This is a genomic window from Intestinicryptomonas porci, from assembly GCF_033971905.1.
GTDB classification, from domain to species: Bacteria; Verrucomicrobiota; Verrucomicrobiia; order Opitutales; family Intestinicryptomonadaceae; genus Intestinicryptomonas; species Intestinicryptomonas porci.
Window position 1 is genome coordinate 221,174 of record NZ_JALBUT010000003.1, and the last position, 14,329, is coordinate 235,502.

Consider the following 14,329-nt stretch of genomic DNA (forward strand, 5'->3'; position numbering starts at 1 on the left):
AATGAAACCTATAATCTTTCAGCCGTATCAAAACGAAGCCAAAAAGCCTTTCAGTGCTTTGCAGGAAGAAGTGTTGCGTTTGAAGAAAGAGCGCAATGCGGTAATATTGGCGCATAATTATGTCGCAAACGAAATACAGGAAGTCGCGGACTTCATAGGGGATTCCTTGGGGCTTTCATATTGCGCAAGAGACGCAAAAGCCGATGTGATTGTGTTTTGCGGCGTGGATTTCATGGCGGAAACCGCCAAAATATTAAATCCTTCAAAGACAGTGCTTATGCCCGACGCGGCTTCGGGATGCTCGCTTGAAGAATCCTGCCCCGCAGTAGAGCTTGCCGCTTTCAAGGCGCAGTATCCGAACGCGAAAGTTGTCTCCTACATAAATTGCAGCGGGGCGGTAAAGGCCCTGAGCGACGTCATTTGCACGAGCGGCAACGCTGTCAAGATTGTGGAGCATTTTCCGAAGGACGAGCAGATTATTTTCGCTCCCGACAGGTATTTGGGTTCCTGGGTTGAAGAAATGACAGGTAGAAAAATGATTTTGTGGGACGGATGCTGCTGCGCCCACGCCTCTTACAAGGCGGAAGACTTGAAGGCACTGCGCGAGGAATTCAAAGCCCCCATTGTTTGCCATCCCGAATGCAAAAAGGAAGTCCGCGATGTTTGCGACTATGTTTGCAGCACGGAAAAAATGATTGCCTGGGCGCGCGAAAACCCCTCAGACACCATAATAGTTGCTACGGTCGAGCAAATGATTTACCGTTTGAGGCGCGAAGTCCCGAACAAGACTTTTATAGCGGCGCCCGCCCCGAACTCAAAGAGTTTGCGTTGCAGGCACATGGATAAAAACACGCTCGAAAAACTGCGCGACTGCCTGCGGGACATGTCCCCGCAAGTCTCGGTTGACGAAGTGGTTGCCGAAAAGGCAAAAGCCGCCATTGAAAAAATGCTCTCATGGAGCAAATAAAAAAATTGAAAAATTTAATTGCAGTTTTTGCGGATTTGGCAAACGCTTGTCTGCGTAAAACATTACCGCGATATTTTTAATCACGAAACGAAATTAAATTATGGCTAAAAAAACATCACAGCTTCCCGAAGGAGGCAACGACAAGGCTCTCGAGTTTGCATTGAGCGCCGTTAACAAGCAGTTTGGCGAAGGGTCTTTAATCAGGCTTGGCGACGCCACGAAAATGAACGTTGAAGTAATCAGCACAGGCTCCATTGCCATCGACTTGGCTTTGGGCGTGGGCGGGTTGGCTCGCGGAAGAATTTGCGAAATTTACGGGCCCGAATCTTCGGGGAAAACAACGCTTTGCCTCTCGCTCATTGCGGAAGCGCAGAAAAAGGGCGGCAACGCAGTGTTTATCGACGTTGAGCATGCTCTCGATCCGCGCTATGCGAAAGTTGTCGGCGTTGACTTGGACAATCTCATGGTTTCCCAGCCCGAATGCGGCGAAGACGCCCTGAATATCGCCGAAACTTTGATAAGAAGCGGCGCGATAGACGTCATCGTTATAGACTCGGTTGCGGCTCTTGTTTCCAAAACGGAGCTTGACGGGCAGTTCGGCGACAGCACGGTCGGCTTGCAGGCGAGAATGATGAGCCAGGCAATGCGCCGCCTGACCGCGGCAATCAACAAGACTTCGTGCGTATGTATCTTTACGAACCAAATCCGCGAAAAAATCGGCGTTATGTTCGGCTCTCCCGAAACAACTCCGGGCGGCAGGGCGTTGAAATTCTTTGCGACAACCCGAATTGACATTCGCAGAATTGGGCAAATCAAGGATACTTCGGGCAAGGTAATCGGCAACCGCACGAAGATTAAGGTTGTGAAAAACAAGGTCGCTCCGCCGTTTACTGAATGCGAATTCGACATCATGTATAACGAAGGCATTTCCAAGACAGGCAGTTTAATCGACTTGGGCATCGAAAACAAGATTTTGGAAAAGAAAGGCGCGTGGATTTCCTATAACGGGGAACTAATCGGGCAGGGCAGGGAAGCCGCAAAGGCATATCTCATGCAAAATCCCGAAGTTGCCGAAAAAATCGGAAACGAAATTATGGCGACTGTGAAAGTCGTCGGTGGTTCAACTCTCGGCGAGGATGCCCCCGACTCTTCAAGCGCGGAATAGCTTTTCAATTTGGCGTTAAAAAAATCGCAATGGGTTTCATTGCGATTTTTTTTGCGCTTGGTTTTTCGGCTATTTCTTTTTCTTTGGTTTTTGGGTCAGGAATTTTACCGCAATTTCCGCCTCCTTTTCGGCGTCGGAATTATCCTTTATAAAGATTATGTTTTTCGCGGTTTTCGGGAAATATCCTTTCAGGATTTTAAATTGCTCTTCGTCTTTGGGAAGAATTATTGCGGGCGTTTTGTTTTCCGCAAAATTTTTGATGTTTTCAATAGGAGAATCTCTGAAATTTTCCAAGTCTGATTCCGAGAGCTTCCATTCGCGCAGGAATGTTTGCATATGTCCGTCGTTTGCCCACTTCAAAATATCAAGTTCAGGCTTGCAAAGATAGACTTTTTCGATTTTTTCGGGGTGTTTTGAGGCGAAGTTTACCGCGTGGAAAGCCCCTGTTCCAAATCCCGCTACGGACGGTTTTTCGGAAACTTTCAGAAGCTCGGGAAAGTATCTTTCAACATTCTCGAACCATCTGACTGAGTTGGGGTTGCCCCACCAGCCCTCAATGTTTGTGTAAACGACGTGCCAGCCTTTTTTGAGAAGCCCCAAAATCAGCTGCCTTTCCTCTTCCGTATTTTTGTATTTTGTGGAAACCCAGAGCCATTCTCCGTTTGCGGACGGATTTTGCGGAAGCCAAATGGAAGTGTCGCTCCATCTGAATTTAAAATCGTAGCGCGCAAAGCCTTCAAAATCGGATTTTTTGCCGCGGAAATATGGGATTTTCGGCGTATTTTTTTTAGCAGTCAAAAATTTGTATGCAAATTCCGCCATTTTGTATGCTCCCTGTTCATTCGGGTGAATGTCGTCGCAATACCAGTCGGGGTGGTCTTCCAAAAGGGAGTGGAAGTCTATGATTTTAAGACCCCGCTTTTTTGCGATTTTTCGCACTGTCGGGTTTACGCCTTCCGTAATTACTTTGCGGGTGATGCCGATTGCGTCTTTTTTCACCCATGCGCTTGTAGCCAAAATGAAAGTTTGCTTTTTGTTCGGATTAGACACTTCGTCAAGATAAGCTTCGTAATCGGATTGGAAAATTTCGGGGGACTTCCAGTTTACGCCTTTGGAGTCGTTTGTGCCGAGTTTTACTATGATTATGTCGGGGTCGAACTCCTTGATTTTTGGGATTCTGCCGCTTTTCCAGTATGGGTCGTTGCTGTCTTTTTGAACGCATTTGCCCGTTATGCCGAAGTTGCGCACTTCGTATTTGTCGCCAAGCATATAGCCCAAAATCACGGGGTAGGAATCTGTGCACGAGTTTTTCAGCCCGAAGCCTTCCGTTATGCTATCGCCAATGCAGGCGATTTTAATTTTTTCCTGCGCAAAAGCGGATACCGCCGCGCAAATTCCCAATAAAAATGCGGTAATGATTTTTTTCATCATATATAAAATTTTTTTTTCAGCTTACTTCTTAAATTATTTCGCGTCAACAATGTTTATAAAAAAGTTGACCTTTTGCATTTTTATTTGTAAAAGAATGTTTCATATAATAAATGACATTTCAAATATGGAGGAAATCATGAATATATCACGCAGAACATTCTTAAAAACCGCAGGTGCGGGAGCGGCAGTTTTTTCGATTTTGCCGCGATGGGCGATAGGCAAAGAACCTGCCCCGAATTCTAAAATAAACGTTGCGATAATCGGATGCGGAGGCAGGGGAACCGCGTCCGTAAACGAGGCGGGAAATTTCGACAGGGCTAATGTCGTAGCCTTGTGCGATGTGGATTGGGGAAGAGCGGGCGGCTCTTTCAACAAATTCCCGAATGCACAAAAATTTAAGGACTACCGCGTTATGTTCGACAAAATGGGAAAGGACATTGACGCTGTTTTTGTCTGCACTCCCGACCACGCGCACTTCCCCGCCGCCGCATGGGCGATGGCAAACGGAAAGCATGTCTATATAGAAAAGCCGCTTGCACGCACTTTTTGGGAAACGCAGGAATTGAAGCGCATTGCAAAAAAAACGGGGCTTATCACTCAAATGGGCAACCAGGGGCATGCGGGAGACGGCTGGCGTCAAGTCAAAGAATGGCACGATGCGGGCTTGCTTGGAGATGTCGAGGAAATCCACCATTGGACAGACCGACCGAACGTGTTTTGGAAGCAGGGCTTGATTGAACGCCCCTCGCAAAACCATAATTCGGGGAATATCGACTGGAATTTGTGGCTTAACGTTGCGCCCGACCAGCCGTTTTCGCCCGCGATTGCGCCTTTTGCGTGGCGCGGCTATCAGGATTTCGGCACGAGCTCCTTGGGCGACATGGGTTGCCACTTCATGGACTTGGGCTATTCCGCTTTCGGCTTGGGCTTGCCTTCCAAAATTTACGGCACGCGCACCGAGATGAACGATTACGCGTGGCCCGCAAAAGCGCAGGTCGTGTACGAGTTCGCCCCCAACAAATACCATAAAAAGCCGATTAAGCTGTTCTGGTATGACGCAAACGACAAGCCCAAAGACTTAAAAAATTTCAAGCAGGACGCAATAGACAGGTGCTCCAACGGAACTGCAATCGTATGCTCCAAGCGCAATGTGTTTTGCGGCAATGCATACGGCGGCGGAGTTTCGATTTATCCGTTTGAAGAATTCAGGGATTTGAGGAAATCGAACGCTCTTCCCGCCCCGACGATAGAGCGCGTCGGCGGCAATCCGCACCACGAGTTTTTGCGCGGTTGTATTTCGGGCAAACAGCCCGGGTCGAACATAGTGGAATTTTCGGCAGATTTCGCCGCGACAGTGCTTTTGGGGCTTGTTCCGAACTTCGTGCCTGAAAAAGAGCTTAAATTCAATGGCAGGCAAATGAAGTTCACAAATTCAAAAGAAGCCAACAACTTCCTGAAATCGCGCTACTCCTACAAAACGGAATTTTTGCCCGAAAAAATCTGATTTTTTAAACGCCTTGAAAGCTCCGATTTAAATCGGGGCTTTTTTATTTGAAAACCGCGGCAAGTGCCGTGATGTCGTCGGTTTGAGGCAGGTCTTCCTCGAAATCCGTGGCGTTTGATATTGCGGAGTTCACGAGGTTTTTGGCGGAAGTGTCGGATTGGGCGTTTAGAATGCTTAGAAGTCGGTTTAGCCCGAGCAACTCCCCGTTTTTGTTGGCGGCTTCCGTAATTCCGTCGGTGTACAAAAACAAAATGTCGCCGCTTCGGACTTTCAGTTTTTGCGTTTCAAACTTTGCGTCGGCAAAGACTCCCAAGATTGTGTTCGGCTTTACTTCGAGTGCTTTAAAGGGGGTATTTTCCGATTTTATGATTGGCGGATTATGCCCGCAGTTCACAAAGTTTAATTCGCTTTTTTCGGCGTCGAAAACCGCCAGAAAGAAAGTCACGAAAGTGCAGGATTCGTTGTTTTCCGCTATGCTTTGGTTTAGAAAATTAACCGTGTCTGAAATCCCTGCGCCGTTTCGCAGGGCGGCGCGCACGAGGGTTGTAATCCGCGCCATAAAAAGGGCGGCTGGGACGCCTTTGCCTGATACGTCGCCTATCGCGAATGCGGTTTTTCCGCCGTCCAATTTTTCGATGCAGAATAAGTCCCCGCCGGCTTCCCTTGCGCTTTGCATGTTTGCGGATATTTCTATGTTTTCAGCCTTAAAATCATTTTTTGGCAGGAATGTCTGCTGGATTTGCCCCGCAATTTTAAGCTCCGTTTCTGCGCGGTTTCGGGCTTGTGTTTCAAGTTCCAAGTTTTCGATGTATTCGTAAAGCTTGGAGCGCATGGCGTCGATGTTTCCCGCAAGCGTTTTTACTTCAACGGAGCGGACTTCGCTTTCGGGGAGCGTGTCAGAGAGCTTCAATCCCTTATCGAAATTTGATTCGGTGAGCTTTTGTGTGAAAGAGGATAGCCTTCGCATCGGCCTTGAAAATTTTCTCGCCACGCTTGCCGCGGCAATTAGTGCCAAAAAAGAGCCGAGGCTTAGCAGTATGAAAAAATTTAATAGAGAGTTAAAAATAATCGGGCGAATGCTTGCGGTTTCAAGTTCCGCGACGCCGATAAAAAAAGCTCCGTCGTCGCTTTCCATTGGAATGATTGCGGTTCGCGCCATAAAGTCGAAAGTGTCGTCTTTGATTTGCGCGACAGTCGGGTTTCGGGTTTCAAACGCCGATAAAATGCGGGGATTGGGATTTTCCATTTCCGCGTTCGGAGGGAATATTTCATCGATTAGATAGCGGATTTTGCCGTCGGAATTTTTGTAGATTGCGTAAAGGGAAGTCAGCGAAGAGCTGTTTTTAAGGCGGGATATTTTTTGGCGGATTTCGCCTAATTCCGCCATATTCGGGGTTTCGCTTTCAACCCTCTTTTGAAATCCGTCCGGCATTATTTCGGCAAGGCTTTCCGCCGCCGATTTAAGCCGCTCGTCAACCGAATTTCTGACGGACTTTATGTTTGAGTAAAAGCCGTAGGGCAGGAATACCGCCGACATTATCAGCACAATCAGCACCATTGCCAAAAAAAGGCTTGTGCGTATGGAAGTAAGTTTCCTCATATAAATTAAAAATCCGCAGGAATTTTACCTGCGGATTTTTCAATGGCAAGGCTTATTTGGCGTCCAAGCCCCATCGTTTTCTAAGCATGTTCTCCCACGGCGAGAATAAAATTTTGTCAACCAGAAGTCCGATGGCGACAATCACAATCATGATGCCGATGACTTGCGCGATGTCATTGTTATCGTTGCCGTAGTTTAGCTGAAGCCCCAAGCCGTTCGCCTTGCTCACAGGGAGGGCTACGACGATTTCAGCCGCCATCAAACTGCGCCACGCAAAGGCCCAGCCCTGCTTCATTCCTCCCACAATGCTTGGAAATGCGGCGGGCATTATGACATAAATCCATGTATGAAGCCCTTTCGAGCCCATTGTGCGGGCGGCACGGATATAGATTGGCGATATGTTCATTACACCGTGCTGGGTGCTCAAAAGAAGCGACCACACAGAGCCCATCAGCACAACGAACACCATTGCGGCGTTGTTTGCGCCAAACCATAAAATAGCGGGAATTGCCCAGCATACGCTCGGCAAGGCTTGAAGACCGAGCGCGAGCAGTCCGAGGGTGTCGCGGAAAATTCTTACGCGGGCGCAAAGCACTCCGAGCGGAATGCCGAAAACAAGCCCCATCGCATATCCCGAAAACATTCGCATTAAAGTCCCCTTTATTGCCGAAACCAAAACTCCGCTTAAAAGAGAATCTTCGATGTATTCAAAGACGCTGAATGGAGAGGGAAGTTTCGTGCGGTTATCGACCAAGTGGAACGCAAGCTGCCACAAGGCGATTATTGCGCAAAAGCCGAGCGCGGACAATAAAATTCTAAAAAGCATCTTTTTCATCATTCTGCCACTCCTTTCGCGTCGAGGTGCTGTTTTAGCGCGGCGGTTATGACGGAAGAAACTTCCGAAAGGTTTGAGTTGTTTATGTCGCGCAAGCGCGGGAGGTCTATTTTAAACTCTTCTTGTATTTTGCCTGGGTTTGGAGAAAACAGTAGAACCCTGTCGCCAAGGCAAACGGCTTCGCGGATGTTGTGGGTGACGAAGACGATTGTTTTTTTACGCTGCTGCCAGATTTTTTGCAGGTCGCGGTAGAGGTTTTCCCGCGTGAGGGCGTCGAGCGCGCCGAAAGGCTCGTCCATAAGCAGCACATTCGGGTTGGGGGCGAGGCTTCTTGCAAGAGCCACGCGCTGGCGCATTCCCCCCGAAAGCTCGTGGATTGCGGAGTGGGTGAAGCGTTCAAGCCCCACTAAATAAATGTAGTATTTCGCGACTTCCCTGCGCTCCGCATCGTTTAGGTTGGGCTTTAATTTAAGCCCGAACATTACGTTGCCAAGCACGTCCAGCCACGGGAATAGGGCGTGCTCCTGGAACATCATCATTCTGTCTCTCCCGGGGGCATAGACGGGATTGCCGTTTGTGTAAATTACACCGCTTGTGGGGGAATCCAAGCCCGCTATAAGGTTTAGAAGGGTGCTTTTCCCGCATCCGCTCGGGCCTACGAGGCATACGAATTCCCCTTCTTCGATATGCAGGTTTATGTCGTCGAGAACCGTGAATTTCTTGCCGTCTCTCGTGAATTCTTTGCTCACTTTTTCAATGACAAGCTTTGATGGCGGCACGATTTTTAATTCGGCGGCGACTTTTGCGTGTGGAGTGCTTAAATTTGCTTGCATCGTTTTAGAATTTGAAAAACAGCGGGCTTATGTCGATTTTTTTATCTATAAATCCGCACGAAAAGGAGTCATCGACAAATTTTTCCATTCCATGCCGGTTAATTTCCGAAGTATATTTCATGCGCCTCCATGCGTTTGCAATCAGCTCTTGCGGAAAGTCCGCTCCGGATATGTTTTTTATGCCTTTTCGCACAAGCTCCTGCGCTTCTTTGGGATTTTCGTTTATCCATTTTGTGAGGTCTTTGTGCGCTTGAAGCAGGGCTTTTGCAATTTCGGGTTTTTCGTTCAAAAATTCCGTGCGCGCGGCGAGCACTGTTGTTACGGCGTCTTTTTCAAAGAAGAACATTTTTGCGCCCGCTTCCGTTTCAAGGCGCGAAACCCAGGGTTCGACCGTCCATGCGGCGTCCATTTCCCCGCGCTTGAAAATCGGAAGCTGCTGGGGATTTTTCGTGGGCAGAATTTCAACGTCTCCGCCCGCGCCTTCATTTATTTTGAGCCCGTTTGCGATGAGCCATGCGCGGCAAGCCACGTCCTGCGTGTTTGCCACTTGCGGAGTTCCGATGATTTTCCCCTTGAAGTCCTTGGGCGACTTTATGCCGAGTTTGGGATTTACCAAAAGCCCCGCGCCGCCGTCTGCCGCCCCCGCCAAAACGCGCACGCTTTTGCCGTCGGACTTTATAAATCCGTTGATTGCGGGGTTGGGGCCGATGTAGGTCATGTCCAAATCTCCGCCGAAAATGCTGTTAATCGCGCTCGGACCGGCGTTGAATGAAATCCATTCTATCTTGCAGTCTTCGGGCAGGTATTTCTCAAACCATCCCCTGCCTTCTCTTGAAAGCTGGTATGCGATTACGCCCTGTGCGTGCGTGACATTTGGGAACATGCCCACGTTTACGGTTTTTGCGCTCTTTTTTCCGCATGCGCAAAGGAAAAGAACAAGAATTGGGAAAAGTCCGAATAATAATGTCTTTTTCATAAAAATTATTTTTTAATTCGACACTTATTAAGAAAGTCTTTTAATTTTTTTACAACATAAATTTTATGCGCGGCAGCTTGCTGTCGATAAAAGCAATAATCGAAAAATTTTAACTTGCAATAAACATGAAACGAAAATCCATTGCCGCCGCCGCGTTTTTTTGCGCGGCATGCTCTTTGTTCGCGCAAGACGCTTCTCCCATAACAATTCCCATTGATCCGAGCCAAATAAGCATAGTGCCATCTTCGCCGCAAAATTCTCCTGCCGAAGATCCCGCTCTGCGCAAGCTCGCAATCGCGGAAGCTTTGAAAGAGGCGCAGGCTGATTTTAAAAGCGGGCAGTATTTGAAATCAGCAAACATAATCGCGCAGACTTTTTCGGTTCTGCAAGACAGGGACGATTTTGAAAGCTTTTTAAAGAGCGTGGACTTGCCGATGCTCTCAAAGCTCGACATGGAGCTTGTCTTGACAAAAGACGTCCCGCCCGAAACTTCAACTTCCATAAAAAAGATAATGGAAGTGGAGCTTGGCGCGGCGGTCAGCGAGGCGATGAGGCTTTCCGCTTCCGACATCAAGGGCGCGTATGAGAAGTTGCGCGGCGCGTTTGAGGCGTCTGTTGCGATAGGCGAGGAAAAGCTTTCGGCGTTTTTGGGAGCAATAGACTATGTCGTCTTGAAGGAAGGGCTTGGCGGAGTCGAAAAATCGGAGGAAAAGGCGGGGGAAATTTTAAGGCGCACAAAGGAAATTTCAAAAAATGCCGAAAAAATGGCGCGGCTTGCAATCGCAAACATTTACCACTATGCAACGTTTTCGCAAAATGCGGTAAACGAAGAGTTGAAGGCTCTCGCTTCGCGTAATGAAAAGGCAAAGGAAATATTAAATCCGCTTGCGGATATTGAATCGGAAAGCTCTGACGACAACGTTTCCCATGCCTATACGCTTCTTGCTGACATTGCCCTAAGCCCCGATGCGGAGCCTTTTGTTTCGGATTTTTCAAAAATTTCTCCCGAAAACCAAAAGCTCGCGCTTTCCTATTACGACAAGGCGATGAAGGCGTCTCCCGAAGCTTTTGTGCTTGAGGGAACTGCGCCGATAAAATTTGTTTCGCTTCTTTTAAACGGTTGCGACGGTGTTAAAAATCCTGAAAGGGCCGTGGGGATTTTAAATTCAACGAAAGAGGAGCTAAGAAGCCAAATTCTGCCCCGATACAACCGCGTGATTTTGTTCGCGCTTTATTCCGACAATCCCGAAACTGCCGCCAAGGCGAAAGAAATCAAGGACGAATACAACAAGCTTTTCCCAAAAGAAGCGCGCACTTCGGGTTTCATTGAAAACGACGCAAGCTTTGCCTACAATCTCGGAATCGGATTGAAGCAGGATGCTGAAAAGTCTTGGCAATGGGCTGTCAAAGGCGCGCGCGAAGGCAATTTTTACGCCTTGTGGGACAAAATTTACGCCAACGCTCCCGACTTTGAAAAGGCAAAGGAGGATTTCAAAAAATTGCCCGAAGACTTGCAAAACGACAAGGCTCTTTCGGCTGTTCGGGGACTCGTTGCCCTATCCGAAAATAAAATCGAAGACGCAGCAAATCTTGTGTATGCTTCTATAAAAGAACCTGAGAGCATTCTTCCTGTAGTCAACAGAGACTTGAAAATGATTAAGGATTTGATTGAAAAATACAAGTCTTTGCCAAACTTAAAGCGCGACGTTTTGGAGGCGATAGACAGCGTATCAAAAGCCGCGGAAAAAGCGAAAACGGACGCTTCGTCGGAATACTCTCCCGCTGAAAGCGCGGCGGGAAAGTAAAGCGTTTTCGGGAATTTTATTTGGTTGCAAAGATTGCTTCTTCGCCGACAATAAGAAATTAAAAATATGGATTTGCAAAAATTTAAAGGCAGGAAAATTTTACTTGGCGTTTGCAGTTCAATCGCCGCGTACAAGGCGGTTGATTTGGCTTCAACGCTTGTGAAGGCGGGGGCGGAAGTCCGCGTCATCATGACAAAAAACGCCTCTAAGATAATATCGGAAAGGGTGTTTGCAACGGTGTCGCGCAACGCCGTTTGCGTTGACATGTGGGAGCGCATAGACGATTGGAAGCCCGAGCATGTTTCCCTTGCGCAATTTGCCGAGCTTTTCATTGTAGCTCCCGCCACGGCGAATACCATCGGCAATTTCGCAAACGGGCTTGCTCCTGATATGCTTTCATCAACCTATCTTGCAACAAAGGCGAAAGTTTTAATCGCTCCCGCAATGAACGATGCGATGTATTCTCATCCCGCCGTCCAAAAAAACATCGAAACGCTGAAAAGCTTCGGGGTTTCTTTCGTGGAGCCCGAGGACGGAATGCTTGCGTGCGGAACTTGCGGAAAGGGAAGGCTCGCGGGGCTTGATTTGATTTTAAGCAGGGCGGCGGAACTTTTGTGATAAGATGTCTGGATTTAGGGCTTATTTTGAAAATTTGAAAGATGCCAAACTTGGCGGCGTCTTGTTTTTGTCTTCCGATGAAAGCAGGCATTTGTGCGGGGCTTTGCGCGCGCAGAAATCCGACAAGGTTGATGTATTTGACTTGTCGGGAACAGTTCTCGAATGCGAAATTTCAGTTTCCTCTCCAAAGAAGGCGGAGCTTAAAATTCTTTCAAGGCGCGATTTAAAAGACGGCAGGCCGCAGATAATTCTCGCCCAGTGTATGCCGAAGGGAAAAACTTTTGACGACATCATAAAATCTGCAATACAGCTTGGCGCAACGGCAATAATTCCCGTTGTCTCGGAGCGGACGATTGTTCGGTTTTCGGACGGGAAAGACCGTTTGTCAAAACTTGAAAAATGGCGCGCCCAAATTGTGGAAGCCGTCAAGCAGTCGGCAAACATGCTCGCATTAAAAATATTCGAGCCTGTAGATTTTGGCGATTTCATAAAGCGCGCCGATTTCTTTGTTCCAAGAGAATGCGCAAGGATTGTCGCGTCTTTGGATGCGGAAAATCCGAAGCCTGTTCTTTCTATTTTGGATGAGAAAAATCCGAGCGGAGTTTGTGTTTTAATAGGTCCCGAAGGGGATTTGTCTAAAGAAGAGTATAAAGCTGCGTATCTTGCGGGGTTTGCGCCCGCAACGCTTGGCGATAGCGTAATGAAAAGCGATGTCGCCGCTAGCTTTTCAATTTCTGTTTGCAGCGCGTTTTTTCAAAAAAAATCACAATAATTTGGAACTTTATTTCAAAATATATGTCATTTTTTTTTAATGAATAGACTGTCTTTTTGGCTTGTATGCTTGTTTGGCGCACTGAGCGTTCTGTTCGGCGCGTATGCGGCATGGCGTTATTATAAGCCGAAGGTGCGCATGGAGCCGCATGACGTCTATTGGGGCGCGGATTTGCTTGAAAAAGCCAGAATCTCGAACAAGCTCATTTTTTTCACGATTGAAGACCGCGATTTCCCCGAATTTTCAGATGAGGCCAAGGCGATATTGAAAAAGTTTTATATTTGCGCCACGCTTTCTCCGAAAAAATATTTTGCCGACAATTTAGTGCTTTCAAACATCTTCAAAAATTCAGGTTCCGAGGGCAAATTTTCGTTGGGCATTCTCTCCCCTCAGGGAAGACCACTTTTTTTGGCGTCCGACTTCTCAAGGGATAAAAATTCCCCGTTTTACGATGCCGCATGTCTTATGGGGGCGGTGAATGCCTACGAAAAATATAAAGGCGACCTTCTTTTGAAACGTCAAATTTCCTCGCGCTTCATAATAAAGCTTTCCGAATTTCCCAATCTGTTTCTTTCAGGGAACGCGGATTCTTCGTTTGCGAACATGAATATGTTTCTGCGGCGGAAAGACTGGAAGGACGCAACTGCCCTTTTGAGCGAGAATGCGCGTCTTGCCGCGCGGCTTGCGAATTTTTCACCAACTGCGTTGGAAGTTGCCACATCGGCTTACGGCTCCATTATTTCCGAGATAAAAAACGAAGACAGATTTTCATCCAAGCTTTTGCTTGCGCGCGCGCTTTCGGAGTACGCGCTTTTAATGATTGTGCCTTCCGCAAAGCATAATTTTTTAAACGTTGCCGACGATATTTTGAAAAACCAAAAAAGCGACGGTCTGTTTTATGAAAAGTCCGTCGCAACGCTGCTCGACAATGCTCTTGCAATGAGCATTATGGCGCGGGCATACAAAATTTCAGGCGATGAAAAATACAAGAATGCCGCAGTAAAAAATTCATACGCAATACGTCTTATTTTAGGCAGAAAAAACACTCCGCCCGGAATTTTAAATTCATTGGATAGCTCGATTGAAAATACTTCGGAAGCCAACGGACTGGCATGCGCTCTGCTTGTCAGAGGTTGGATAGACGCCTATTTCGCGACGGGAGAGGAAAAATATTTGGGATTTGCAACGAGTATGTTTAAAAAATTCGATAAAATATTTTCTGACAAAAGCGAGGGTAATTGGTACGTCAATATGCCAAATTCCATTTTCGCGTCTTCATACAGACTCAAAAATTTTTCGGACGATTTGTATCCGAGCGGAAACGGCGAAAGTGCGCAAATTTTGTCTGATTTCTGCTATTTAAAAGGAATTCATCGCCATTCTTTGATGAATGTTGCATCTCCGTTTAACACTCCGTTTGCCGTGAGGTTTTTTGACAGGGCGGGCTTGAAGCTTTCGCTACTGGATAACCCCATGCGGAAGTAGTTGTTTGCTAAAAAATTTTGCGCAGAATAGAATTTGCTTGTCGAAAAACCTTTTATTTAAAGGCTTTCAAGGGGATTGAAAAAGTTTTAAGCGTCTTTTTTTATCAGATACGCAGTATGAAAATATTTCTAAGATTTTATTTCTTTTTGTAAATTTATTCAAATTTTTTATTTTGTAATGTAATTGTATAGCGGGGACTTACATAAAAATTTAAAAAAATTTGCAAAAAAGGCTTGCAAAGTGGGGGAGGAAGTACAGAGTGATTGACCTTTCACTTGAGAAAGAGTGGATGATCTTTGAAAAAGTCTTAAAGAAAAGTTTTTGAAAAAAGTTCAAAA

The 14,329-nt window shown here is 47.0% G+C and carries 12 protein-coding genes; 7 read left to right on the top strand and 5 right to left on the bottom strand.

The features are described from left to right. The first annotated feature begins 1 nt into the window (after window position 1). A complete protein-coding gene (gene nadA / locus MOX91_RS03790; protein WP_370396749.1) occupies window positions 2–967 on the top strand; it encodes a quinolinate synthase NadA in 966 nt (321 codons plus the stop codon). A 100-nt stretch (window positions 968–1,067) separates the two neighbouring features. Further along, on the top strand, window positions 1,068–2,132 hold the full coding sequence (gene recA, locus MOX91_RS03795; protein WP_370396750.1) for a recombinase RecA: 1,065 nt from the start codon (window positions 1,068–1,070) through the stop codon (window positions 2,130–2,132). A gap of 69 nt (window positions 2,133–2,201) precedes the next feature. Here the strand turns inward: recA and MOX91_RS03800 are convergent, their stop codons facing one another. After that, window positions 2,202–3,563, bottom strand: a complete 1,362-nt coding sequence (locus tag MOX91_RS03800; RefSeq protein ID WP_370396751.1) for a GDSL-type esterase/lipase family protein — start codon at window positions 3,561–3,563, stop codon at window positions 2,202–2,204. A gap of 94 nt (window positions 3,564–3,657) precedes the next feature. Between MOX91_RS03800 and MOX91_RS03805 the strand changes: the two genes are divergently transcribed. Continuing rightward, window positions 3,658–5,067, top strand: coding sequence for a Gfo/Idh/MocA family oxidoreductase (locus MOX91_RS03805; protein ID WP_370396752.1), 1,410 nt, complete (start codon window positions 3,658–3,660; stop codon window positions 5,065–5,067). 43 nt (window positions 5,068–5,110) lie between these two features. On the opposite strand, the gene MOX91_RS03810 is transcribed toward MOX91_RS03805, so the two are convergent. From MOX91_RS03810 to MOX91_RS03825, 4 genes are read right to left on the bottom strand one after another with little or no spacing between them, the layout of a single operon-like run. Beyond that, window positions 5,111–6,667 carry a PP2C family protein-serine/threonine phosphatase gene (locus tag MOX91_RS03810; protein WP_370396753.1) on the bottom strand — a complete coding sequence of 519 codons (1,557 nt, stop codon included), beginning with the start codon at window positions 6,665–6,667 and terminating at the stop codon, window positions 5,111–5,113. Window positions 6,668–6,719: 52 nt separating this feature from the next. After that, window positions 6,720–7,505 (bottom strand): ABC transporter permease, encoded by a 786-nt coding sequence (locus MOX91_RS03815; protein WP_370396754.1) that lies wholly within the window; start codon window positions 7,503–7,505, stop codon window positions 6,720–6,722. Further along, window positions 7,502–8,335 carry an ABC transporter ATP-binding protein gene (locus MOX91_RS03820; RefSeq protein WP_370396755.1) on the bottom strand — a complete coding sequence of 278 codons (834 nt, stop codon included), beginning with the start codon at window positions 8,333–8,335 and terminating at the stop codon, window positions 7,502–7,504. The genes MOX91_RS03815 and MOX91_RS03820 overlap by 4 nt, the downstream gene beginning before the upstream one ends. Window positions 8,336–8,339: 4 nt before the next feature. Then, the gene (locus MOX91_RS03825; protein ID WP_370396756.1) at window positions 8,340–9,311 is read right to left on the bottom strand and encodes an ABC transporter substrate-binding protein; all 972 of its coding nucleotides are present in this window, start codon (window positions 9,309–9,311) and stop codon (window positions 8,340–8,342) included. Between the two features lie 125 nt (window positions 9,312–9,436). On the opposite strand from MOX91_RS03825, the gene MOX91_RS03830 reads away from it, so the two are divergent. From MOX91_RS03830 to MOX91_RS03845, 4 genes are all read left to right on the top strand, one after another. After that, window positions 9,437–11,116 (top strand): hypothetical protein, encoded by a 1,680-nt coding sequence (locus MOX91_RS03830; RefSeq protein ID WP_370396757.1) that lies wholly within the window; start codon window positions 9,437–9,439, stop codon window positions 11,114–11,116. A gap of 66 nt (window positions 11,117–11,182) precedes the next feature. Then, window positions 11,183–11,734, top strand: a complete 552-nt coding sequence (locus tag MOX91_RS03835) for a flavoprotein (protein WP_370396758.1) — start codon at window positions 11,183–11,185, stop codon at window positions 11,732–11,734. A 4-nt stretch (window positions 11,735–11,738) separates the two neighbouring features. After that, window positions 11,739–12,506 carry an RsmE family RNA methyltransferase gene (locus tag MOX91_RS03840; RefSeq protein ID WP_370396759.1) on the top strand — a complete coding sequence of 256 codons (768 nt, stop codon included), beginning with the start codon at window positions 11,739–11,741 and terminating at the stop codon, window positions 12,504–12,506. A 39-nt stretch (window positions 12,507–12,545) separates the two neighbouring features. Then, window positions 12,546–13,991 (top strand): hypothetical protein, encoded by a 1,446-nt coding sequence (locus MOX91_RS03845; RefSeq protein ID WP_370396760.1) that lies wholly within the window; start codon window positions 12,546–12,548, stop codon window positions 13,989–13,991. Window positions 13,992–14,329 lie beyond the last annotated feature (338 nt).

Bases quoted from the DNA above. Each gene is read 5' to 3' on its own strand.
- MOX91_RS03800 (WP_370396751.1), bottom strand. From the start codon at position 3,563: ATGATGAAAAAAATCATTACCGCATTTTTATTGGGAATTTGCGCGGCG.
- MOX91_RS03845 (WP_370396760.1), top strand. From the start codon at position 12,546: ATGAATAGACTGTCTTTTTGGCTTGTATGCTTGTTTGGCGCACTGAGC.
- MOX91_RS03835 (WP_370396758.1), top strand. From the start codon at position 11,183: ATGGATTTGCAAAAATTTAAAGGCAGGAAAATTTTACTTGGCGTTTGC.
- MOX91_RS03830 (WP_370396757.1), top strand. From the start codon at position 9,437: ATGAAACGAAAATCCATTGCCGCCGCCGCGTTTTTTTGCGCGGCATGC.
- nadA (WP_370396749.1), top strand. From the start codon at position 2: ATGAAACCTATAATCTTTCAGCCGTATCAAAACGAAGCCAAAAAGCCT.
- MOX91_RS03840 (WP_370396759.1), top strand. From the start codon at position 11,739: ATGTCTGGATTTAGGGCTTATTTTGAAAATTTGAAAGATGCCAAACTT.
- MOX91_RS03820 (WP_370396755.1), bottom strand. From the start codon at position 8,335: ATGCAAGCAAATTTAAGCACTCCACACGCAAAAGTCGCCGCCGAATTA.
- MOX91_RS03810 (WP_370396753.1), bottom strand. From the start codon at position 6,667: ATGAGGAAACTTACTTCCATACGCACAAGCCTTTTTTTGGCAATGGTG.
- MOX91_RS03805 (WP_370396752.1), top strand. From the start codon at position 3,658: ATGTTTCATATAATAAATGACATTTCAAATATGGAGGAAATCATGAAT.
- MOX91_RS03825 (WP_370396756.1), bottom strand. From the start codon at position 9,311: ATGAAAAAGACATTATTATTCGGACTTTTCCCAATTCTTGTTCTTTTC.
- MOX91_RS03815 (WP_370396754.1), bottom strand. From the start codon at position 7,505: ATGATGAAAAAGATGCTTTTTAGAATTTTATTGTCCGCGCTCGGCTTT.
- recA (WP_370396750.1), top strand. From the start codon at position 1,068: ATGGCTAAAAAAACATCACAGCTTCCCGAAGGAGGCAACGACAAGGCT.